This window comes from Sporosarcina sp. SAFN-010, from assembly GCF_059415065.1.
Genome location: NZ_JBPFDS010000008.1, coordinates 70,504 through 92,606 on the forward strand (window position 1 = coordinate 70,504; position 22,103 = coordinate 92,606).

Genomic DNA, 22,103 nt, shown 5'->3' on the forward strand with positions numbered 1-22,103 from the left:
GAAAGTGCTCATAAAGCATGAGAAGTGATCATAAAAGCAGGAAAGTGCTCATAAAGCATGAGAAGTGATCATAAAAGTAGGAAAGTGCTCATAAAGCATGAGAAGTGATCATAAAAGCAGAAAAGTGCTCATAAAGCATGAGAAGTGATTATAAAAGTAGGAAAGTGCTCATAAAGCATGAGAAGTGATCATAAAAGCAGGAAAGTGCTCATAAAGCATGAGAAGTGATCATAAAAGCAGGAGAGTGCTCATAAAGCATGAGAAGTGATCATAAAAGCAGGAAAGTACTCATAAAGCATGAGAAGTGATCATAAAAGTGGGAAAGTGCTCATAAACCTAGTCCGCATAAACATCCACAAATAAACCACAACCATCTAAAACAAAAAACTGCCGGACAGTAACGCCAATAGCTCACAGTCCAGCAGTATTTATTCACAAATGTTGTAGTCGTCTTCCAATTGGATGGTGCAGCAAACGTGCCGCAAGAACCCCACCAATAATTGCCCCGCTCACGCTGGAAACGAGGAAAGGGGGGAGGAAGAAGAAAGCCCCCACGGACGTTCCCATCAAAATAGCAGCATATGGTACTGCAAACAGAGAAGCGATGAGACCAGTTCCAATCATCTCTCCTACCGCGGCTGTCCAAACTCGACCAGTTTTCTGAAACAGAATGCCAGCAAAGACTGCACCTATCATTCCGCCTGGAAATGCGAGCAATGATCCTGTTCCTGTTAGAATTCGGATAACCGCAGTCACGAAAGCAATCATAATTGCAGGAACGGGACCGAGAAATACAGCGGCAGCCACGTTAACGGCATGCTGAATCGGATATGCTCGCGCTATTCCAGCAGGGAAAGAAACAAATACGGAACCTGCAACCGCAATCGAAACGAGTAACCCCATGATTGCTAGTTTGCGTGTACCCATTAGATACTCACCTCGACATGCTGAACTGCCTCAACGATTGAACGAGCAGCTGCTTCTGGATTCTTTGCACGCGCAATTGCTGAAATGACGGAAACTCCAGATGCTCCGCTTTTCATCACAACGTCCAAATTAGTTGCGGTAATCCCACCAATGCCGACAATCGGAAGTTCGGGAAAGATTGCAGCCACTTCTGAAATCTTTGAAGTACCTGACACTGACCTCGCATCTGATTTGGAAACGGTTTGATACACGGGTCCCATCCCTATGTAGTCTGCTCCAGTAGCGAGAGCAATGGTTGCTTCTACAACGGAATGTACCGAAACCCCTAACAATTTCTCTGTACCGATTTTACTGCGTATTACAGATGCAGATAAGTCTTCTTGACCAACATGTACACCATCAGCGTCAATCAGAACTGCAAGCTCCACATCATCATTCACAATGAATGGGACTCCAAATGCCTTACATAACTGCTGGCAACTTTTTGCGAATGCCAGTTTTTCAATCCCTTGCAACGCATCCGGTCCTTTTTCGCGTAATTGAAAGCACGTAATCCCGCCGTGTAACGCTTGTTCAAGCACTTGTAAGGGATCCCCATTAGGAGCGTTAAACGAACCCATAATAAAATACACACGTAAGTCAACGTCTCTCAATAAGTTCCACCTCCTTAGTCTTCAACTGACCACTCTTCCGGAATGCTGCATGATTCGTAGGTCCATGCCCATGCCCAAGCTCAATTCCGTCCTCAATCGCTAGTTGTATAAAATGCTTTGCTGTTACAACCGCTTCTCCCAATGAATGACCCTTCGCTAACTCCGCAGTAATCGCCGCTGCAAACGTACAACCCGTTCCGTGTGTATGCTGCGTCACAATCCGCTTGGATCGCATTAAAAAGTGCTCTCCACTTGCTGTCATGAACAAATCTTCCGCATAAGGAACATCTTCACGATGGCCCCCTTTTAATAGAACTGCAGAAGCTCCCATGGAAAGCAGTGTATTCGCAGCGAGTTCCATATCACTTTCTGAACAAATTGTTTGACCCGTCAATACTTCTGCTTCTGGAATATTCGGTGTAATGAGCGTCGCTACAGGGAGTAAGTGATTTTTTAATGCTACAACTGCCTCGTTCTGCAACAAAGAAGCGCCGCCCTTTGCGATCATGACAGGGTCGATGACCAAAGGAATTGTTGGATATCCCCTTAATTCAATCGCGATTGTCTCAATAATTTCAGCAGAGAATAACATTCCGGTCTTAATCGCTTTTACCGGAAAATCAGTGAGCACCGCCTGTATTTGTGCTGCAACAATCCCTGCATCAACTGGCTGTACAGCGTGCACACCAAGTGTGTTTTGCGCGGTAATCGCAGTCAGTGCTGACGTACCAAAGACTCCGAGTTCCTGAAACGTTTTCAAATCCGCTTGAATGCCCGCGCCGCCGCCACTATCAGAACCCGCAATCGTTAACGCTACTGAGGTCACGAAATCACCTCCTGTTCGTACTGGAATTGATTGTCGGCAACATCTTGAGATTCTATGGAATGAAGCGTATTTAAAAAGTTCATAGCAAAATCGCCAGGGCCAAATGACTGTTCAGCTGCGATTTCTCCAGACTTTTTATAGAATGCAAGACTCTCAGCTACTGTTTGAAGGGTATCCCCATTACTAACTGCTAAAAATGCTCCAGCCACTGCACTGAGGAGACACCCTGAACCGGTTACAAGCGTCATAAGTTCATGTCCGCCAGATATCCGAATCACTCGTTCTCCATCAGTAACCAGATCCGTTTCACCCGTTACAGCGACTAAACAGTTATTCTGTCGAGCAACTTGCTTTGCTGCATCTGTAATATCAACGTCACCACTTCCGGCGTCAACACCTTTGGCATTCCATGCAACACCAGCAATCGCTGCAATTTCGCCTGCATTTCCTCGGATCAGTGTAAAATCCAACGTGTCTAACAGGTGATCAACTGTTTGCTTACGAAATCCAGTTGCACCCGCACCTACAGGGTCAAGCACGAGGGGATGTCCATGTTGTACAGCACTCTTTCCAGCAGCAATCATCGAATCGACAGTTGTCGAATCTAATGTCCCTATATTCAGAAGGGTACAAGAAGAAATTGCGGCGATATCTGCAGCTTCTTTCAAGGAATCCGCCATAATTGGAGAAGCTCCGAGAGCCAACAAGCCATTCGCCTGGAAATTAGCCACCACAATATTCGTGATGCAGTGTACTAATGGTTTGGTCTGTCTCAGGTCTGTGAGAATGGTATGCTGTCGCATCAAAGCTTTACCTCCGTTTTAGAATCGGCTGCCCACTGTTGTTGAGTCCAAGCCATTTCCCAGAATTGCAATTCATAATGGCTGCTTTTCACGAAGTGGGCTTTCAGTTCTTCACGTTTTTCTAATGAAACAGAATCCGCCAGTTCATTCATGCGGTTAATTTGTTCGCGGGTCGCTTGTTCAAACCATTCGGATCCGTATGTCGCGATCCACTTATCGTAAATGGGATGATTTGGCGTAGCGTTTTTCAATCGTTCACCAATTTCGTAATACAACCAATAGCAGGGGAGTAGTGCTGCTAGCGTATCCGCAATGTCCCCATTCATGGCTGTTCGGTACAGATGAGAAGTATAGGCATAAGCTGTTGGCGCTGCCTCAAACGAGTTGAGGTCCTCATCAGTAACGTCGAGTAATTCAAAGAATCCTTCGTGCAGCGAAATCTCAGCCCCACATGTTTCTTCCGCATGCTGTGCAAAGCGTTGAGTTGTTGCTAAATCTTTTGCTTGCACAGCAGCCAGTGCATGGACTTTTGCAAAATGCTTCAAGTAATACGAATCTTGGAGAACGTAAAATCTGAAAATGTCTTCAGGTAGTGTCCCAGCTGCCAAGTGTTGAACAAACGGATGGTTAAAACTAGCCTCCCAGCTTTCATTACAAAGCTCACGAACTTCTTCACAAAATGTCATTTAAAACCGCCCCTTTCGATGAATGAACCGAAAAAAAGCCACCCCTATCGACTCATCAGTCGAAGGAGCGGCTCGCGTAATAGGAAATTTCAAGGAATCTATAAAGAACTAGACTCGTCCATGTGCGATCCACTTCCCTCCGCTGGTATGAGCCAGATCAGGTTCCAAGGGTCCGCATATCTATACGCGTCTCAGTCTTTTACAAAGACTCCCCCAGTGGGCAATCGTTTTCAGTTTTCTCCCTCACTATATCATAGTTTTAAAAATTGGCAATAAGGGCAAAATACAACTACTACGTGAAAGGAGGCCATGTACATGCCGGATCGCTTTGAAATCACATCTGTCACCCATGAAGTTGGTCGAATTGCATTTGAGTGGGATGATGCAGGTGGAATGTACCACGTGTATAAAGACGGCGAGCACATTTATGAAGGTACATCCCCTGATTTTCAAGATACTGATCTTTTAGCGGACACGTTTTATAAATATACAATCGAACGATATGTAAATGATGAAGTGAAGGACGTGGTCGTCATGCAGACTTCCACATTTTCCATGGAGAAAAACAAAAGCAATCCTCTTCAGTCACTTGTCACGACGACAATCATCGCTAGAACTCAAATCGCATTGTCTTGGGAACGTTTGAGTGACACAGAGACGTATATCATTTATCGCAATGGAGAACAGCTAGACCAGGTGGATACTAATCGATTTATCGACAGGGACTTTAAGATGGATGAACCAATTACGTACGCGATCTATTGTGAGCGGTCCATTGTTCAATCTGAAGTGACCTTCAACAATGCGAGATCTTTCATCGCTAAAGCCTTGGGATTGTTTTTACCAAAAGACAAGGAAAAACCAGCCTACATTGAAGGGTTCACGATGTTGAAATCTATTGATAGCCCCTCTGCGTTATTGACTTCAATTTATGATTATCAAAAACCAGCAACCGTCAACCAATGGAACTTCCGATACAAAACGTTTCTTGAGGCCGACCTAGTTGAGAACCCGAATGTACTCTCCCCTAATCGGTATTTTAAAGGTGACGATCGACAATTTGACCCGGAGTCCGATGCCTTTCGAACTTTTGTAGACATTGAAATCCATACGAACAACCCGGATGATCCCCTTACGTTCACAAAAAGAATAGGTGAAAGTGTTGCCTATGGATTGGATAAAAAAATACGCGACCGCGAAACGGCATCCGATAAAAAAATTATTATGAAAAAGTTTGATTATGGAAGAGATGAAACGAGATTTAACTTAGAACACGCAGTGGGCAACCCATTGACGACAGCTCCAGATATAAACTATGAAGTCCAGGCAGTCCTAAGAAGGAATGGAACGTATGACCTCACTGGTTTCCATGACCAGTCACCGAATCATGAAATCTATTTAAGAAAAGGGGAAACCAATCGATGGATTCCTGTTCATCAAAGCAGAAGTGAAGGACTTGCTTATATGAGTGGAGTTACGGCTTATCAGTATTGGCGTTTTTCCAATATCAATTAACTCAGTTACCTATTGTGACAGCATCATTCTATTCAAGATAAAAGGGAGAGATAAATATGACAAAAACAGCAATCGTTTACTACAGTTCAACGGGCACGAATCATCAGCTAGCTGAATGGGCGGCAGCAGCCGCTGAAGAAGCAGGATCTGAAGTGAAGATGTTGAAAGTGAAAGAAACGGCACCAGCAGCTGCAATCGAATCGAATGCAGCGTGGAAAAAACATCATGACGCAACGCAAGATATTCCAGAAGTGACACCGGAAGACTTGGAATGGGCGGATGCAATCATTTTTAGCATTCCAACACGCTTTGGTAATATTCCTGGACAAGTGCAAAGCTTCATCGACACTGTTGGAGGTCTATGGGCACAAGGCAAACTCGCCAACAAGGCAGTAAGCGCGATGTCATCCGCACAAAACGAACACGGTGGGCAAGAGGCAACGATTTTATCACTCTATACGACGATGTACCATTGGGGAGCAATTGTTGTAGCACCCGGGTATACAGATCCTGTGTTATTTGCAGCGGGAGGTAACCCATACGGAACAAGTGTCGCTGTTGGCCCGGACGGTGAAATGAAGACAGACCGTAAAGCCATTCAAGCAGCTGTAGATTACCAAGCGAAGAGAACAGTGTCCGTAGCAAAAGCACTTCAGCATATGGAGTGATCTAGATAGTTCTGTAAAATAACAAAACCGTCACCCGCGATTGGGTGACGGTTTTGTTATTTTACGAGTAATACTGGACAACTAAGACGCTTCATCACTTTGTGACTGACACTGCCAAGAATCATTTCCTGGAAAGAATTGAGCCCGCGACTACCAATGATGACGAGGTCAAACAACTCTGTATGCGCATAGTCGATTAGCACAGGCGCTGGATCTCCATGGAGGATTTGGACTTCGTAAGGCACATCGTATTCCCGCAAGACCAGTTCGATTGGTTTGAGTTGCTTTTTACGTGTCAGTTCTAGCGAATCCTTACTCTTTGCGTGCAATACGGATTCTTTTGCTTTGTCAAAATCCGCGACGAACACAATGGTAATCGTAGAGTCATCCGAACAGTTAGCAAGCCGTGCAGCTTCTCTAGCTGCACGAATGGAGTTATCAGATCCATCTGCAGCGAGCATGATTTTCTGATACATCGTTGCCACCTCATTTATCAATAGAGTCAGGTCATAAGCTCATTGAGCAGACGCCTGCTGGATTCCCCTAATCCGATAATCGTTACATTCACACCACGACTACGATAGGATTCAGTTACTTTTGTGACGGCAACAACTGCGGAATCATCCCATACTTGGGAATCTGTGAAATCCAGGATGATCCGACTAGCCGCTTCATCTCCACTAAATGCTTCATGGAACTTCTCAACGGATGCAAAGAATAATTGACCTTTCACAGCGTAGCGGATGGAGTCATCCTCAACAATGCGCTCTACATGTATCTTAGAGATTTTAGCAACGAAGAGAACGGCACTCAACACGACTCCTGCAATAACACCCTTAGACAAATCATTCGTTGCAACAACAATAATAACGGTTGTCAGCATAACGAGCGCATCCGATTTAGGCGCTTTTCGAATATAGGAGAACGAACTCCAGTCAAATGTCCCGATTGAAACCATAATCATAATCCCCACAAGAACAGGCATCGGGATTTGAACCACCAAGTCACCCAGAACGATAATCAGAAACATGAGGAACGCACCTGCTACAAATGTGGACAGTCGTGTTCTACCTCCGGATTTAACGTTAATAACGGACTGACCGATCATTGCGCAACCAGCCATACCTCCAAAAAAGCCATTAATGACATTGGCAATTCCTTGTCCGCGGGATTCCCTATTCTTTTCACTGTCTGTTGCGGTCATGTCGTCTACGATCGTTGCAGTGAGCAATGTTTCAAGCAGGCCGACAATCGCCAATGCAACGGAATAAGGTAATATGATCATCAAGGTTTCAAACGTAAATGGTACGTCTGGGATTAGAAAGTTCGGTAACGATTTTGTAATCGCACCGAGGTCTCCAACAGTTCGTAAGTCGGCCCCTGAGTAAATCGCGACGATACTAAGTGCGACAATAGCGATAAGGGGGGCAGGAATCGCTGTGAAAAATCTTGGTAAAATATAAACGATGAGCAACGTCACTGCTACGAAAACATATGTCATCGTTGAGATTCCTAGAAAGTGAGGAACTTGCGCCATGAAAATGAGAATTGCCAAGGCATTCACAAATCCAATCATGACTGCATTTGGTATGTACTTCATCAGCTTTGCAACTTTAAAAATCCCGAAAATCACTTGGATAACCCCGGTAAGAATTGTCGCAGCAAGTAAGTAATCAAGCCCATACTCACGAATGAGTGGGGTCATGAGCAAAGCCATTGAGCCGGTTGCTGCGGAAATCATTCCTGGGCGTCCGCCTGTAAATGAAATCACGACAGCGATGATGAAGGAAGCATATAGACCAACCATCGGGTCAACGCCTGCGATGATTGAAAAAGCGATGGCTTCAGGAATTAGCGCAAGGGCTACGACAATGCCCGCGAGGACGTCGGCTCGAACATTCGAGAACCAATGCTGTTTTAAGTATGATGCCATTATTGTGGACTCCCTTATAAAAAGTTGCAGATTCGTTACGGTGTACTGCATCTCTATAGTCTATCACGGGGAGTCACGACAATAAATGGCTGTTGCAGAATATGTTTAAACAACCTAAATAACTCATTGCAGAACTATATAGGTTCTTTGGGAAGGCGAATTGTAAATAACGATCCGTGTCCTTTCCTGCTTGTGACGTCAATAGTTCCTCCGTGTAGCGTTACGAGTTGGCGCACAATGGAAAGACCAAGGCCGAATTCTCCGTATGGATTGGATGTCCGTGAGTCAATCGCTTTATAAAAACGGCTCCAAATCTTTTCGACTTCATCCGAATCCATTCCGATGCCGGTATCCTGAATTTCTAAAATGACGTGATGACTATCTGTTTTCGCTAATATCGAAATTTCTCCTTTCTCCGTGAACTGGATACTATTCTTTGTAATGTTCAACAAGATTTGAGTGAGACGATCGTAATCGGCGAAGACGGTCAATGTTTCAGGTGCTTGCACTTCGATTGTTGTCCCACGTTGTTCAGCTGCCGGTTCCAACTGCTCACGAATCACTTCGAATAATTCCAAAACCAGAATTGGTTGCCTGATCAATGTAATTTGGTTCGATCTGATTTTTTCATAGTCAAGATTTTCGTTAACGAGGCGTAACAACCGTTTTGTTTCTCCACTTGCAAGTTGCAGCGCTTTGTCTTTTTCATTTTCAGAAATCAGATCACTCCGCAACCCTTCAATCGTTCCACGGATTGTCGTTAGCGGCGTTCGGAGTTCGTGGGAGACATCTGCCATGAACTGGCGTCTACGATTTTCTAGATTCTCAATTTCTTCATGGGAAGTATACAGGTCACTCACCATCGTATTGAAATCGGTAGCCAGTGCGTCGATTTCATCCCGTCCGCTTTCAGGAATCCGGATGGTATAGTCACCTGTAGAGACCGCCGCAGTAGCTAGACGAAGTCGCTTAATACGTCGTCCGTGATAGATGGACAGCAATCCGCTTAGAATGACAGCAACCGCTAATGCAGCGAGGGCGGCGTAGAACAAATAACGATTCATCTGTGAAATGATGGCTCGAGGCCCTTCAATAGGGGAGGTGAGTAAAACACCCCCGACAAACTGAGGTCCTTGGAAGTAAGGGAGCAACACAAAAGTGACGGCCTGATCAAAACGACGTTGCTCTTGGCGTACCGTAACAGTTTTTCCACTTTGAAGCTGCGCCCACTCTGATTCATTAAGTTCAATTAGTGGAGTTTTAAGCCCGGTCGAGTAGATAATTTTCGAGTCTTCATCGAACAAACTATACTCGATGTCCCTGCTATTCAGCACCTGACCAAAGGATTGAAGAGTTTGTTGGGAAGGCTTCGGACTGCGATCGATATCTGTTAGAAGGGCACGTCCATATTGTGTGAGCTCGTCAGTTTTCGTATCGTACACATATTGCTCGAAGAAATGGGAAAACAGCAACCCGACTAGAAGGACTGCGGCAACAATTACACTCACATGGCTGACTAACTGTTGAGTAAAGTAGTTCACTTTCATGAGGATGCCTCATCCGATTCGTCAAACTTATAACCGACTCCCCAAACGGTATGGATCACTGCTGTTCCGATTCCTGAAATTTTCGTTCGTAGCCGTTTAATATGAACATCCACCGTCCGATCATCTCCGTAAAAATCGAATCCCCAGACACGGTCAAGCAGCTGGTCCCGTGAGAAAACCTGTTTTGGATGTCGGATGAAAAAGACGAGTAAGTCATATTCTTTTGGAGTTAGGTTTTCGATAGCGACACCATCTGCGAACACTTCACGAGCGTTTTCATCCACACGGAAATGAACCGTTTCAAGCATGGGATTCGTTTCCTTCTCTTTTGTAGGTCGTCTGCGTGTTACGGCTTTAATGCGTGCCATTAAAGCAAGTGGGCTGAATGGTTTCGTTACATAATCGTCTGCTCCCATTTCTAAACCGAGCACCTGATCGGACTCGCCATCTTTTGCGGTGAGCATAATGATTGGGACGTCGTTACCTGCTTTTCGAAGGGTTCTACAAATCGTCACGCCATCCATTGAAGGAAGCATCCAGTCGATGATGAGGCAGTCCCACGAATCTTGTTGGGCTCGTTCTAATCCCACTTTTCCGTCCAAGACGAACTCGCCATCAATGCCTTCCTTTTCAAAAAACAAGCCAATCATCTGCGACACACTTTCATTATCTTCAATGACAAGAATCTTCAACGAAGTTCGCCTCCTTTGCTTTAAAGCTATCGGGAAATTCCTATTCATGCAACTCATTTGTCCAATACGAAAAAGCTGCCCAGAACCCAACTAGTAGGTACTGGACAGCTGTTCTACAACTTACTTCTCGACATCGGCATTACTCGAAAGTGTCGCGTTCACAACTTGTTGTTTGCCTTCTCGATAGATGGTGAATTTCGCTTGGTCTCCAACTTTTAGATCCGTGTAGAGAATTTTGCGTAAAGCGGTTGAAGAGTCGATTACTTGTCCATTCACTTTAGTGATGACATCTTGTTCTTTGAATCCTGCTTTTCCAGCAGGTGAATTAGGGTCCACACTACCGACCATGACTCCACCTTTCACACTGTCTGGGATATTCTGTACATACATTTCTGGAACTTCTGCAAGGTCGACGAGACCAATTCCGATATATGGACGTGTGATTTTGCCGTCCTTCATTAGTTTTTCAGCAAGCGGCTTTACATCATTGCTCGGGATGGCGAAGCCTAATCCTTCGACTCCGTTTTGAGCGATTTTCAAGCTGTTAATCCCGATCAATTCACCGGATCCGTTTACTAGCGCACCACCACTGTTACCAGGGTTAATGGCTGCATCTGTCTGAATGACATTCATTTCCCACTTCCCAGCGGATGTGTCGACGTCGATAGAACGAGTTGGCGCACTTACAATCCCTTGAGTAACGGTACCTGAAAAGTCGAGCCCGAGTGGATTCCCGATTGCAATAACCGCGTCACCTGCGCGAAGTTTCGAAGAATCTCCGAATGATAATGTGCCTTCTGCATATTTTTTATCCATCTTAATAACTGCTAAATCAGTGAGAGGGTCAGTACCGACAAGGACAGCTTCCGTTTTTTCACCGCTTGCTGTTGTGATCCCGATTTTAGTCGCGTCTTCAATCACATGATTATTTGTAATGATATATGCATCTGATCCTTCCGTTTTGAAGACGACCCCTGAACCCGTTCCAACATTTTGAGATTCAGATGTACCGGCAAACCGATTGCCAGCGGACTGATAATTATCGATACCGACAATCGCTTTAGAGGCATCTGCTACCATATCAGATAGAGAGTTTGGAGATTGAGCGCCAGTGTTTTGCACGTTATAGGGAGTAGACGTTTCAGGTTGTGCAGCTGATTGAAGACTGCTGTCCTGCTTCAATATGTCTGTATTTGCGACTGCCCCCAGTGTTAATGCCGAGCCAAGCACTCCTGCGCCTACTGTGGATAATAGCCATTTAGTTTTTGATGAATTCATTGTCCATCGCTCCTTTATCTACTGTTGATAAAGTAAGTGTAAATCGAACTTATGAACAAATTATTACCGAGACGTTAACAAGTTATTAATCGTAGTAGACTTAATTCTATAGTAGAATAAAATTGAAATAATCGAACTAGTCAGATATAGTTATAGTGAAATGGAAATTTTTTTATTTTCAAATGAAAGCGCATACATCATTCATGCTCGAGGACAACCCGACATAGAGTGTTCATGTGTGCAATGTACATGCACCGATTTTCTACAAAACTTGCAGAAATGGGAGGAATGGAAATGGTACAACAAATTGAAAATCTAGTTTACGCAAACCCGAACACAGAAGGCGCAAAGGTGAATTTCAAGGAACGATACGATAATTTCATAAATGGTAAATGGACAGCCCCTGTCAATGGAGAATACTTTGACAACCCGTCTCCTGTAACAGGAAAGGTGTTTACACAAGTAGCACGCTCCACTGCGGAGGACATTGAACTGGCTCTAGATGCAGCACATGCTGCAAAGGATGCATGGGGGACGACGTCGGTAACTGAACGCTCTAACATTCTTTTGAAGATTGCAGACCGGATTGAAGAAAATCTAGAGATGCTTGCGGTAGCAGAAACGTGGGAGAACGGGAAAGCAATTCGGGAAACGCTAAATGCGGACTTACCGTTAGCAATTGATCATTTCCGTTATTTCGCATCTGCAATCCGTGCTCAAGAAGGTGGCGTCAGCCAGATTGATAATGATACGGTTGCCTATCATTTCCACGAGCCAATAGGAGTCGTCGGACAAATTATTCCTTGGAACTTCCCGATCCTGATGGCGGTTTGGAAACTTGCTCCTGCACTCGCTGCGGGGAATTGTGTGATCCTCAAGCCGGCAGAGCAAACTCCGGCATCGATTCTTGTACTTGTTGAATTGATTGAAGACTTATTGCCAGCAGGCGTATTGAACGTCGTGAACGGATTTGGTCTTGAAGCTGGAAAGCCTCTCGCATCCAACCCGCGAATCGGAAAAATCGCGTTTACTGGGGAGACGACGACGGGTCGAATGATCATGCAGTATGCTTCCCAAAACCTTATCCCAGCCACACTCGAACTTGGCGGCAAGTCACCGAATATCTTCTTTGAAGATGTGATGGCAGAAGACGACGACTTCCTGGACAAAGCGGTAGAAGGATTTGTCATGTTTGCATTGAACCAGGGTGAAGTATGTACATGCCCTTCACGCGCACTTATCCAAGAGTCAATTTACGATGAATTCATGGAGAAAGCGTTAGCTCGCGTAGAAGCCATCAAAGTTGGGAATCCTCTCGATCCGACAGTCATGATGGGGGCACAAGCGTCTACGGAACAGCTTGAGAAAATTTTGTCGTACCTAGACATCGGAAAGCAAGAAGGCGCCGAGTGTCTAACGGGCGGTGAGCAAAACAAGCTGGAAGGCGACTTGGCGGAAGGTTATTACGTGAAGCCAACTGTCTTCAAAGGTCACAATAAGATGCGCATCTTCCAAGAAGAAATCTTTGGGCCGGTTGTTGCAGTTACGACGTTCAAGACAAAAGAAGAAGCACTCGAAATCGCTAACGACACATTATATGGACTCGGTTCAGGCGTATGGACACGTGATATGAATACAGCGTACCGTTTCGGACGTGGTATCGAAGCGGGTCGCGTGTGGACGAATTGCTACCATGCTTACCCTGCGCACTCTGCGTTCGGCGGTTATAAAGCATCCGGTATCGGTCGTGAAAACCACTTGATGATGCTCGAGCATTACCAGCAGACGAAAAATATGCTAGTTAGCTACAGTGAACAAAAGCAAGGATTCTTTTAAGCAAAATAGAGAGGTGAGTAGCAAATGACAGAGCGGGTTATTGCGACGGAAGCAACGCTAGCGCTGATCAAGCAACTCGAACAGAAACACGGTCCGTTAATGTTTCACCAATCAGGAGGATGCTGTGACGGCTCATCACCTATGTGTTATCCGGAGGGCGATTTAATCGTAGGGGATCAAGATGTGCTTCTCGGGTTTATTGGCGGTGTTCCATTCTATATGCTACGTAGTCAATTTGAGTACTGGAAGCACACCCAACTGATCATTGACGTCGTGGATGGAAGAGGCGGTATGTTTTCACTTGAAGGAGTCGAAGGCAAACGGTTTCTCACCCGTTCGCGCGCATTTACAACTGATGAGGTTGAACAGCTCCAAACATAACAAAGACGGCACCCGGATAATGGGCGCCGTCTTTGTTTTATTAAAAGGGGATTATAGAAAACGTTTTCGATCCGCAGCCGTCGGAAGCATACAGACCTCTTCTTTTTTCCCGAACCACTTATAGCGATTGCGTGCAACAAAATCATAGACTCTGTCTCGTATAGGAGCAGGCACAATGATGAATAAAAACGCAAGGTGCCACAGTCCATCAAGCTTCTTGGCAATACGGAGTGCCGCCCCCGATTTTGTATAAGCTTTGCCCTTTTCAACGAGAACTAAACTGTCTACAGCATCCGGGATCCCAAAGTCTTTGGAAAGTTGCTGTCCAGTTTCGCTTTGAAGAGAAGCAAACTGAAAATACTCATAAGGATCACGTTTTATAATGAATTGAACACTTGCATCACAAAAGTTGCATTCACCATCGAATAACACTGTTCGCTTCATGGACGAACCTCCTTAAAATGCTTGGTAAAGATACTATAACCTAAAACAAAACAGCTGAAACAATCCAGAACTATTGTAATACATATACAATAGACAGAATACTCTTTACTTTAAATTGGTAGCATGCTAGACTATATGTGAGAAAATGTTGTTTTTTGGCCTCTTAGCGCTTCATCGTTTATTGCCCCGCCTGTGAATACAACAAGGGAAGGTGATCGAAGTGGAACGTCAAAACATTCATCCAGATGAAATGAACTTACGCGGCGACATGGATTACATCGCTATGTTACAAATGATCGGAGAAGGTGCACCAGACTTTAGCAGATTCCTTGACCATCGTCCGGAATCTCCTTCAGAAATAGGGTTCGACGAGCACGAACTCCCTCGAGACTATCAGTAAAACCTTCCAGTTGGAAGGTTTTTTGTTTGGCTGAAAAATCTCACGATGCTCATCTGGAAACATCACGACAAGATATGGATCTAAACGGCAAGCATCTCATATTCAAATAGAGGTGGGCGTTGACAGCAGAATATTTAACGGAAATACTGACGGTTTTTGCTGCCGCCAACTATTTGAAACTTCATCTTTTTCAAAATCCGATAAGCCATGTGCCGATTGGATAGATGAAGAAAGTCACGGCACTGCTGATTAGACATCATCCCACCAAATAACAGGAACCAGTCGCGTATTGCTTGGTCGCCAGCTCTTGTGCTTTTTTCTTCACAAACAGAGCAGTACCAATTCAAGCGATTTTTTAACATAGTTGGAGCAGCGCACGTCTCACAAAAAACCCCGCTTCTAAAGTCTTGAGCAGTCAAGGAATAACTTTCGCAAATAGGTTGTGGAAAGAAGTCATGATGGCCTTGCAGGAGTTGGTCATTCAGTAAGGAGAACTGGTCGGGAAGTAGTACAGACGTTGAAGAGGCCAAACGCCGGAGATATGAGGGGATTCCGGATGGATACAGAAAAGGAACTTCAGCGTTTTCTGCAGAAACGGCATGTTTTGAATGTGCTAGCACAATAGCACCTTTCACGGGCAAATGGATGCTTCGGCAGACTAGCCAATCCTGCAGTAATTCAATTTTCCGCTCGAGCTGAGATACCGGACTTTCAAAACTATTGATTTGTCCATTCTCCAATGTCCGAATAAGCTGCGGAGGATTATTTCTCAGAGTCAGCGCGCCGGCGATATTTTTTACTTCGAGAACGACCGCGTGTGACGAAGTAACAAACAGCGTGTCCACTTGAAAACGAGTACTAGAGTTCAAGGATAGATCATGGAAAATCGCATGAGGAAAGGTAAACATATAATGCTCAAAGACTCGATCCAACACCAGTTCACCCGCGTAGCCCGCTTGAACTGCAGACAATCTTGACTGCAACGCTTGTTCTTTGGGATGATATGGCACAATTCTTCGTACTGCAGCCGATAAGGAATCTAGTATTAAAGGAGGCTTCCGAGGCTTCATTAGTACGATAATCACCTCATTTCTAATAGTGTCAATCTCCATTATTATACCATTAGATGTCGGATAAGTCTGATATTTATATCGCGATTAAGATTAAGTCAAATTCAGCAATCCAAAGTTGAGAGCGCGCGAACCAGAGCGAAAAGCGCGCCCGGAGAAATAGGCGCGTGCGGTGTTCACTTGCGCGCGGAAGGCATCGGAATGCGAGCGGAAGAGAGGGTAATCCGCGCGAACCAGAGCGAAATGCGCGCGACGGAGGAAATCTGCGCGTACGGAGTTCATTTGCGCGCGGAAGCCATCGGAATGCGAGCGGAAGAGGGGGGATCCGCGCGAACCAGAGCGAAAAGCGCGCGCTGGAAGAAATCTGCTCGTACGGAGTTCACTTGTGCGCGGAAGTCATCAGAATGCGAGCGGAAGAGAGGGGGATCCGTGCGAACCAGAACCAAATGCGAGCGCCCAATGAAATCTGCGCGTCCGGAGTTCCCTTGCGCGCGGAAGTCATCTGAATGCGAGCGGAAGAGAGGGGATCCGCGCGAACCAGAGCCAAAAGCGCGCGCCGGAAGAAATCCGCGCGTCCGGAGTGCCCTTGCGCGCGGAAGCCATCGAAATGCGAGCGGAAGAGAGGAGAATCCGCGCGAACCAGAACCAAATGCGAGCACCCGAAATAAATATGCGTAATTTAGAAAGTCATTTGCCCGTGTCTTACTCGGTAACTTGCATGTAATGGAGGGAGGAGGTGATGAAGATGATGCATCAGAATCAAAAATGCTGCATGAAGCCACAACCAATGCCACCAATGCAACCTTGTAACAATCAGGCACAACCGGTTATCTGCCCGACGCAATACCGTTACCACGATACGTTCATGCCACAGGAGTTACCTGTAGTTCATCCGTTCGTCAACGTAAACCGCCAACATACCGTTCAAATCCCTCGCCACTATTACACAGAAGTGAATGAAACAATGATGGGGCAGACGGTTCAAGCAAGACCTGGTTACGGACCGGGAATGGGGCAATGGGGTTCTCAACGACCTCCGATGGGACCTGGACCAATGCCTTGGGGAAGATGATAATGTAAGAAAAGATCCTGCTGGTAAGAGTGACTTCACTCTACTGCAGGATCTTTTGTGTCTATTAGTCAACATTGAAGTAACGTGCATCTGCATGAGCAAAGACGATCGCGGACACGGAAGCTTCCGGCTCCATCATGAACTCTTCCGTTAAGTGAACGCCAATCTCTTCCGGCTTCAACAACCCGAACAGCTTCGCCTGATCTTCTAAATTTGGACATGCAGGATACCCGAAGGAGAATCGCTGTCCTTGGTATTTCGCTGCAAATCGGTCTTTCATCGTAAAATCAGTAGCATCAGGGAACCCCCATTGATCGCGGATCTCTTGGTGTACACGTTCCGCAAAGCCTTCTGCGAGTTCAAGCGCAGTCGCTTGAAACGCATGACTCTCAAGGAATTTCCCTTCCGCTTTCAACCGCTCTGCTTCTGCCCGGACTCCATGGCCTGCCGTTACTTGCATAAACGCAACATAATCCATTTCGCCACTATCTACAGTCTTTAAATAGTCAGCGAGGCAAAGGAATGGATCTCTTCGTTGGCGTGGAAATGTAAAGCGCTCAATTTCAGTTTTTCCATCTTGTGGATCATAAATGATCACATCATCTCCATCTGCTTGAGCAGGGAAAAACTGATACAGACCTGACGCACCAAGTTTTCCGGATTCTAAAAATCCAGTCACCATTTCATGCAGTTCAACAGCACGTGGTTCTTGCTTTTGCAATGTTGAATCCGTAAATCCTCGGAGTCCTAGATGATGTCCTATCAATGTCCTCATGTTGACGTAAGGGGAGAGGTGAGAAATTGAGTAATCCCGTAGCACCCGTTTCCTACAATCATTCGGAACAAAAACCGGAGTATCAGTCCGAACTGTCTTCACTGGACGGGGGGCAACTGCAATAGCGACTCCGCCTTTTTCTGCTGCTTTAGCTGCTTTAATGGCATCATTCGCCACTCGCTTTTCAAGTTGCTGATCAAGTTCGAGAAGCAACGCGTCTTTTCCATCACTCTGCAGTCGATTCGCGAGATCCAATCCTTGCATCGCATCTTTTGCATAGATGACAGGACCATCGTATTCAGGTGCAATTTTCGTATCCGTAAAACGTCGCGTGAGTGCAGCTCCACCAACCATTACAGGCAAATCAATTCCTGCTGATTTAAAATCTTGTGCAGTCAAAACCATTTGCTGCGCAGATTTCACGAGGAGCCCGGATAGCCCGATAATGTCTGGCTTTTCTTTTCGGATGACTTCAATTAGCTGCGCAGGTGTCACTTTAATTCCGATATCCACCACCTTGAAACCATTATTGCTCAATATGATTTCAACTAGGTTTTTTCCGATATCGTGGACATCCCCTTTTACAGTGGCAAGGACAATTTTCCCTTTGCCGTTGTCGTCCTCTTTTTTCTCCATGAACTGTTCCAAATAGGACACCGAAGCTTTCATGACTTCTGCGCTCTGTAGGACTTCAGCAACAATAAGCTGATTCGTATTGAATAGTCGACCGACTTCTGCCATTCCTGTCATAAGTGGACCGTTAATAATGTCGAGAGGTTCATCATATTGACCTAGCGCTGCATCTAAATCGGGAATGAGCCCTTCTTTTGTTCCTTCAACGACATAATAGGCAAGGCGTTCTGGAACGGTTTTCGGGATATCATCTTCTGTTTTCTCTTTCTTCTTTCCACGATAAAACTCCGTGAATGTTGCGAGCGTTTCGTCGGTCGTTGTAAATAACAACGCGTTCGCCATATCGTTTTCCGTTTGAGGGATTGACGCATACCGCTCTAGCTTTTCAGTATTCACAATCGCATAATCCAACCCTGCTTGCGTGCAGTGATACAAATAGACAGCGTTCAATACTTCACGCCCCACAGGTGGAAGTCCGAACGAAACGTTACTGACACCAAGAACAGTAAGCGCGCGCGGAAGCTGTTCTTTAATCAGACGGATACCTTCAATTGTTTCAACTGCGGAGCCAATGTACTGTACATCTCCTGTTCCAACTGGGAATACAAGTGGATCGAAAATGATATCTTCAGGCGCAAGACCCCATTTGTTCGTCAGCAAGTCATAGGATCGTTTCGCAATCTCAAGTTTCCGTTCCCTCGTTACTGCCATTCCGATTTCATCGATCGTACCTACAACGACTGCAGCCCCGTACTTCTTCACAATCGGCATTACAGCGTCGAACCGTTCTTCGCCATCTTCTAAATTTATGGAGTTAATAATCGCTTTTCCTTGGGAGTATTTCAGCGCTTCTTCAATTACGTTTTCGTCTGTCGAGTCAATGACGAGAGGCGCTTTGATCTTTTTCACAACTTCTTTCATAAAATCGGTCATATCCGTCAGCTCATCCCGATCTGGATTAGCGAGACAAACGTCAATGACATGGGCTCCGTTTTTCACTTGTGCCCGGGCAATTTCAGCTGCTTCTTCCACCTTACCATCGACAATAAGTTGTTTGAATTTACGTGAACCTATGACGTTGGTACGTTCTCCGATTAAAATAGGTCTCATACTTGGATCGTACAAAAGTGGTTCGATTCCTGAGACGGTATGTCCATGCGTTTCTGCAGGGAGCGGACGTGGAGTTTTGCCATCTACTGCCCGGCGGATTGCTTGAATATGTGCAGGTGTCGTCCCACAACAGCCTCCAACAATATTCAGCCAACCTTTGTCCGCAAATCCTTCCAGCTTTTTCGATAGCGATTCAGGCGATTCATGATAATGACCTTCTTCATCAGGTAACCCTGCGTTTGGATAGCAACTGACGAATCCTGTCGCGAGCTCTGACAGCGAGCGTAAATGATCTGTCATGAATTCGGGTCCCGTAGCACAGTTCAGTCCGACTGAAAGGGGGTTAATATGCTCTATTGAAACGTAAAATGCTTCAATACTTTGTCCGGCTAATGTCGTACCCATCGGTTCAATCGTCCCGGATATCATCACTGGGAGTTCCCGTCCAGTTTCTTTAAAGGCTCGACGGATTCCGATCGTCCCAGCTTTGACATTCAACATGTCTTGACTGGTTTCCATTAAGAGGAGATCTGAGCCTCCGTCGATTAACCCTTTCGCCTGAACGTAGAAATCGTTTGCCAACTGGTCAAACGTAATCCCACCTGTCACGGACAGCGTCTTAGTCGTCGGCCCCATGGCTCCCGCAACGAATCGAGGACGATCAGGTGTCGAAAACTCATCTGCTGCAGCACGCGCAAGTTCTGCTCCGCGACGGTTAATCACATCCGCTTCACTACCTAAATCATAATCGTCTAACACGACAGGTGTACCACCGAACGTATTCGTACAGATGATATCAGCACCAGCCTCTAAGTATTCTCTATGAATTCGGGTCAACACATCGGGTTTTGTCAGATTCAAATATTCATTGCATCCTTCATACTCTTCACCGCCGAAGTCATCCGCTGCTAGATCAGCATTTTGTAGCATCGTGCCCATTGCTCCATCCATCACGAGAATACGTTTCTTCAATTCATCTTTAATTTGTTGTGGCATGGTGCACCTCTCTTTCTCTTATAGCGTCAATCTGGTTGATATAGTGCACGAGTTCGACAGTCATGTCATAACGTAAAAATGGAGTAATTAAGTAAATCCCGTTAAATAAAGAAGCTGCTGTGTCGATGAGTTCTCTAGCAATTTGTATACCTTCTGCAGTCGCCGCTTCACGATCATCCCCACATGCTCTCATGCGCTCCAGCACTTCATCAGACAACTTGATGCCTGGTACTTCATGATGCAGGAATTCAGCGTTACGAATATTCGTCAACGGCATGATTCCGATGAAAATCGGAGTATCTAAATGTTTGACGGCTTCATGAATTTCAATAATTTTTTCTTTCGTATAGACAGGTTGTGTGATGAAGTAATCAGCACCGCATTCAATTTTTTTCTCAAGACGTTTAACAGCTCGCTCGACGACCCGGACGTTCGGGTTGAAAGCTCCCGCTACTGAAAAGTTTGCCTTTTTACGTAAAGGACGACCGGAGAATGATATCCCTTCATTCAACTTTTTAATGAGTTGGAAGAGTTCTAGGCTAGAAACGTCATAAACGTCTGTTGCCCCAGGAAAGTCCCCAATCTTAGTTGGATCGCCTGTCACAGCTAAAATATCATGTATGCCAAGTGCGTCCAGCCCCATTAAGTGAGACTGAAGCCCAATCAAATTATGATCCCTGCAAGTGATATGGACGAGAGGGCGGACATCATCTTGATGTTTTACAAGAGACGCCATAGCTAGATTGCTAATCCGTGGGGAAGCTAGAGAATTATCGGCCATCGTCACAGCGTGTGCTCCAGCTGCTTGAAGTTGACGAGCTCCTTCGAAATAATTTTCAGTTTCCAAGTGTCGTGGCGTATCCAATTCAACAAGAATCGTACGCTCACGCTGAGCCTTTATGTGTAACGGCTCATAGCGAGTCGGTTCCGCATCTCGAATAACAATCGGCTTATGTGGAATAACGGCTTTTTCCGTAATGGGTGCAAGATTCGCCAATTGAGATTTCACAGCGACAATGTGCGCAGGAGTCGTTCCGCAACACCCACCGATTAGCCGAACCCCTTCATCCCGTAATAACCGTGCAGCGCGACCGTAATAATCCGTTTCAGAGACATAGACAATCCGTCCGTCTTCAACGTCTAGCAAACTCGCATTTGGATACGCAGATAAAAATGCCTTCTCAGGGAGTTCGACCCCTTCAAATGCTTGGATCGTATGGTACGGGCCTAGTCTGCAGTTCACACCTACGACATCCGCGCCAAATGCTTCTAACTGATGTAAAGCGTCATTCAATCGCAACCCATTCTGTAAGACGCCAGGTTCATGCATGGATACTTGTGCGATTAGTGGAATATCGGTCTGTTGACGGAGGTGCTTAACTACTGCAGAAAGCTCTTCAAAGTCATAATAAGTTTCCAGCAATAATCCGTCTGGATCACCGGCAAGCAGTGGTTCCGCTTGCTGTTGAACAATTGAGAGGACTTCATCTATGGTTGCATCGCTTTTACGAATACTACGGATGCCACCGATTGTACCGAGCACATATTGACCACCTGGAGCTGCAGCACGCTTGGCGATCGCAATTCCAGCTTCGTTAAATTCTTTTACACGATGCTCCAGTCCATAGCGAGCAAGCTTATAAGAGTTGGCACTGTACGTATTGGTTTGAATAATGTCTGCACCTGCATGTATATATTGTTCATGGATTCCTTGAATAACATCCGGCTTTTCTATATTTAATTGTTCATAGCAAAAGTCGAGTCCATCCGCATAGAGTAACGTTCCCATTGCACCATCAGCTGTCAGAACTTCTGTTTTTAATCGCTCAAGTAATTTCATTTCCCTATCATCCTTTCT

20 protein-coding genes and 1 riboswitch are annotated in these 22,103 nt (G+C 45.5%); of the genes, 6 read left to right on the plus strand and 14 right to left on the minus strand.

What is annotated here, in order from left to right; genetic code table 11:
- Positions 1 to 432: 432 nt before the first annotated feature.
- The 5 genes from thiW to tenA are packed head-to-tail and all read right to left on the minus strand — an operon-like array spanning position 433 to position 3,895.
- The gene (gene thiW, locus ACR65F_RS10555) at positions 433 to 927 is read right to left on the minus strand and encodes an energy coupling factor transporter S component ThiW (protein ID WP_052246023.1); all 495 of its coding nucleotides are present in this window, start codon (positions 925 to 927) and stop codon (positions 433 to 435) included.
- The gene (thiE, locus tag ACR65F_RS10560; protein WP_440504407.1) at positions 927 to 1,580 is read right to left on the minus strand and encodes a thiamine phosphate synthase; all 654 of its coding nucleotides are present in this window, start codon (positions 1,578 to 1,580) and stop codon (positions 927 to 929) included. Before thiE ends, thiW begins: the two co-directional genes overlap by 1 nt.
- Entirely contained in the window at positions 1,567 to 2,406 is an 840-nt protein-coding gene (gene thiD / locus ACR65F_RS10565) for a bifunctional hydroxymethylpyrimidine kinase/phosphomethylpyrimidine kinase (protein WP_440504408.1), read from the minus strand. Before thiD ends, thiE begins: the two co-directional genes overlap by 14 nt.
- On the minus strand, positions 2,403 to 3,209 hold the full coding sequence (thiM, locus tag ACR65F_RS10570) for a hydroxyethylthiazole kinase (RefSeq protein WP_440504443.1): 807 nt from the start codon (positions 3,207 to 3,209) through the stop codon (positions 2,403 to 2,405). Before thiM ends, thiD begins: the two co-directional genes overlap by 4 nt.
- Positions 3,209 to 3,895 (minus strand): thiaminase II, encoded by a 687-nt coding sequence (gene tenA, locus ACR65F_RS10575; protein ID WP_440504409.1) that lies wholly within the window; start codon positions 3,893 to 3,895, stop codon positions 3,209 to 3,211. Before tenA ends, thiM begins: the two co-directional genes overlap by 1 nt.
- Before the next feature lie 117 nt (positions 3,896 to 4,012).
- Positions 4,013 to 4,120: riboswitch (TPP riboswitch) on the minus strand.
- Positions 4,121 to 4,210: 90 nt separating this feature from the next.
- On the opposite strand from tenA, the gene ACR65F_RS10580 reads away from it, so the two are divergent.
- Both ACR65F_RS10580 and wrbA read left to right on the plus strand, forming a co-directional pair.
- Positions 4,211 to 5,410, plus strand: coding sequence for a DUF3238 domain-containing protein (locus ACR65F_RS10580; RefSeq protein WP_440504410.1), 1,200 nt, complete (start codon positions 4,211 to 4,213; stop codon positions 5,408 to 5,410).
- 56 nt (positions 5,411 to 5,466) lie between these two features.
- Positions 5,467 to 6,078 carry an NAD(P)H:quinone oxidoreductase gene (gene wrbA / locus ACR65F_RS10585; protein ID WP_039044544.1) on the plus strand — a complete coding sequence of 204 codons (612 nt, stop codon included), beginning with the start codon at positions 5,467 to 5,469 and terminating at the stop codon, positions 6,076 to 6,078.
- 56 nt (positions 6,079 to 6,134) lie between these two features.
- On the opposite strand, the gene ACR65F_RS10590 is transcribed toward wrbA, so the two are convergent.
- From ACR65F_RS10590 to ACR65F_RS10610, 5 genes are all read right to left on the minus strand, one after another.
- Complete coding sequence (locus ACR65F_RS10590; RefSeq protein ID WP_039043351.1) at positions 6,135 to 6,554, minus strand: universal stress protein; 420 nt, start codon at positions 6,552 to 6,554, stop codon at positions 6,135 to 6,137.
- Between the two features lie 26 nt (positions 6,555 to 6,580).
- A complete protein-coding gene (locus tag ACR65F_RS10595) occupies positions 6,581 to 8,011 on the minus strand; it encodes a SulP family inorganic anion transporter (protein WP_440504411.1) in 1,431 nt (476 codons plus the stop codon).
- A gap of 134 nt (positions 8,012 to 8,145) precedes the next feature.
- Entirely contained in the window at positions 8,146 to 9,558 is a 1,413-nt protein-coding gene (locus ACR65F_RS10600) for a sensor histidine kinase (RefSeq protein WP_440504412.1), read from the minus strand.
- A complete protein-coding gene (locus tag ACR65F_RS10605; RefSeq protein ID WP_440504413.1) occupies positions 9,555 to 10,250 on the minus strand; it encodes a winged helix-turn-helix domain-containing protein in 696 nt (231 codons plus the stop codon). Before ACR65F_RS10605 ends, ACR65F_RS10600 begins: the two co-directional genes overlap by 4 nt.
- Before the next feature lie 120 nt (positions 10,251 to 10,370).
- Complete coding sequence (locus ACR65F_RS10610) at positions 10,371 to 11,528, minus strand: S1C family serine protease (protein WP_440504414.1); 1,158 nt, start codon at positions 11,526 to 11,528, stop codon at positions 10,371 to 10,373.
- A 294-nt stretch (positions 11,529 to 11,822) separates the two neighbouring features.
- On the opposite strand from ACR65F_RS10610, the gene adh reads away from it, so the two are divergent.
- Positions 11,823 to 13,364, plus strand: a complete 1,542-nt coding sequence (adh, locus tag ACR65F_RS10615; RefSeq protein WP_440504415.1) for an aldehyde dehydrogenase — start codon at positions 11,823 to 11,825, stop codon at positions 13,362 to 13,364.
- Between the two features lie 24 nt (positions 13,365 to 13,388).
- A complete protein-coding gene (locus ACR65F_RS10620) occupies positions 13,389 to 13,745 on the plus strand; it encodes a DUF779 domain-containing protein (protein ID WP_039043346.1) in 357 nt (118 codons plus the stop codon).
- A gap of 51 nt (positions 13,746 to 13,796) precedes the next feature.
- Here the strand turns inward: ACR65F_RS10620 and ACR65F_RS10625 are convergent, their stop codons facing one another.
- Positions 13,797 to 14,189: a thiol-disulfide oxidoreductase DCC family protein gene (locus tag ACR65F_RS10625; protein ID WP_440504416.1), complete on the minus strand. Its 393-nt coding sequence runs from the start codon at positions 14,187 to 14,189 to the stop codon at positions 13,797 to 13,799.
- A 220-nt stretch (positions 14,190 to 14,409) separates the two neighbouring features.
- Between ACR65F_RS10625 and ACR65F_RS10630 the strand changes: the two genes are divergently transcribed.
- A complete protein-coding gene (locus ACR65F_RS10630) occupies positions 14,410 to 14,589 on the plus strand; it encodes a hypothetical protein (protein ID WP_039043344.1) in 180 nt (59 codons plus the stop codon).
- 134 nt (positions 14,590 to 14,723) lie between these two features.
- Here ACR65F_RS10630 and ACR65F_RS10635 read toward each other — a convergent pair whose 3' ends face one another.
- A complete protein-coding gene (locus tag ACR65F_RS10635) occupies positions 14,724 to 15,659 on the minus strand; it encodes a nuclease-related domain-containing protein (RefSeq protein WP_440504417.1) in 936 nt (311 codons plus the stop codon).
- Positions 15,660 to 16,404: 745 nt separating this feature from the next.
- On the opposite strand from ACR65F_RS10635, the gene ACR65F_RS10640 reads away from it, so the two are divergent.
- On the plus strand, positions 16,405 to 16,731 hold the full coding sequence (locus ACR65F_RS10640; RefSeq protein WP_025782852.1) for a hypothetical protein: 327 nt from the start codon (positions 16,405 to 16,407) through the stop codon (positions 16,729 to 16,731).
- Positions 16,732 to 16,795: 64 nt separating this feature from the next.
- Here ACR65F_RS10640 and metH read toward each other — a convergent pair whose 3' ends face one another.
- Complete coding sequence (gene metH / locus ACR65F_RS10645; protein ID WP_440504418.1) at positions 16,796 to 20,245, minus strand: methionine synthase; 3,450 nt, start codon at positions 20,243 to 20,245, stop codon at positions 16,796 to 16,798.
- Positions 20,229 to 22,085: a bifunctional homocysteine S-methyltransferase/methylenetetrahydrofolate reductase gene (locus ACR65F_RS10650; RefSeq protein WP_440504419.1), complete on the minus strand. Its 1,857-nt coding sequence runs from the start codon at positions 22,083 to 22,085 to the stop codon at positions 20,229 to 20,231. Before ACR65F_RS10650 ends, metH begins: the two co-directional genes overlap by 17 nt.
- Positions 22,086 to 22,103 lie beyond the last annotated feature (18 nt).

Coding starts and splice junctions, on each gene's coding strand:
- thiW (WP_052246023.1), bottom strand. CDS start 927: ATGGGTACACGCAAACTAGCAATCATGGGGTTACTCGTTTCGATTGCG.
- thiM (WP_440504443.1), bottom strand. CDS start 3,209: ATGCGACAGCATACCATTCTCACAGACCTGAGACAGACCAAACCATTA.
- tenA (WP_440504409.1), bottom strand. CDS start 3,895: ATGACATTTTGTGAAGAAGTTCGTGAGCTTTGTAATGAAAGCTGGGAG.
- ACR65F_RS10580 (WP_440504410.1), top strand. CDS start 4,211: ATGCCGGATCGCTTTGAAATCACATCTGTCACCCATGAAGTTGGTCGA.
- wrbA (WP_039044544.1), top strand. CDS start 5,467: ATGACAAAAACAGCAATCGTTTACTACAGTTCAACGGGCACGAATCAT.
- ACR65F_RS10590 (WP_039043351.1), bottom strand. CDS start 6,554: ATGTATCAGAAAATCATGCTCGCTGCAGATGGATCTGATAACTCCATT.
- ACR65F_RS10595 (WP_440504411.1), bottom strand. CDS start 8,011: ATGGCATCATACTTAAAACAGCATTGGTTCTCGAATGTTCGAGCCGAC.
- ACR65F_RS10600 (WP_440504412.1), bottom strand. CDS start 9,558: ATGAAAGTGAACTACTTTACTCAACAGTTAGTCAGCCATGTGAGTGTA.
- ACR65F_RS10610 (WP_440504414.1), bottom strand. CDS start 11,528: ATGAATTCATCAAAAACTAAATGGCTATTATCCACAGTAGGCGCAGGA.
- adh (WP_440504415.1), top strand. CDS start 11,823: ATGGTACAACAAATTGAAAATCTAGTTTACGCAAACCCGAACACAGAA.
- ACR65F_RS10620 (WP_039043346.1), top strand. CDS start 13,389: ATGACAGAGCGGGTTATTGCGACGGAAGCAACGCTAGCGCTGATCAAG.
- ACR65F_RS10625 (WP_440504416.1), bottom strand. CDS start 14,189: ATGAAGCGAACAGTGTTATTCGATGGTGAATGCAACTTTTGTGATGCA.
- ACR65F_RS10635 (WP_440504417.1), bottom strand. CDS start 15,659: ATGAAGCCTCGGAAGCCTCCTTTAATACTAGATTCCTTATCGGCTGCA.
- ACR65F_RS10640 (WP_025782852.1), top strand. CDS start 16,405: ATGATGCATCAGAATCAAAAATGCTGCATGAAGCCACAACCAATGCCA.
- metH (WP_440504418.1), bottom strand. CDS start 20,245: ATGCCACAACAAATTAAAGATGAATTGAAGAAACGTATTCTCGTGATG.
- ACR65F_RS10650 (WP_440504419.1), bottom strand. CDS start 22,085: ATGAAATTACTTGAGCGATTAAAAACAGAAGTTCTGACAGCTGATGGT.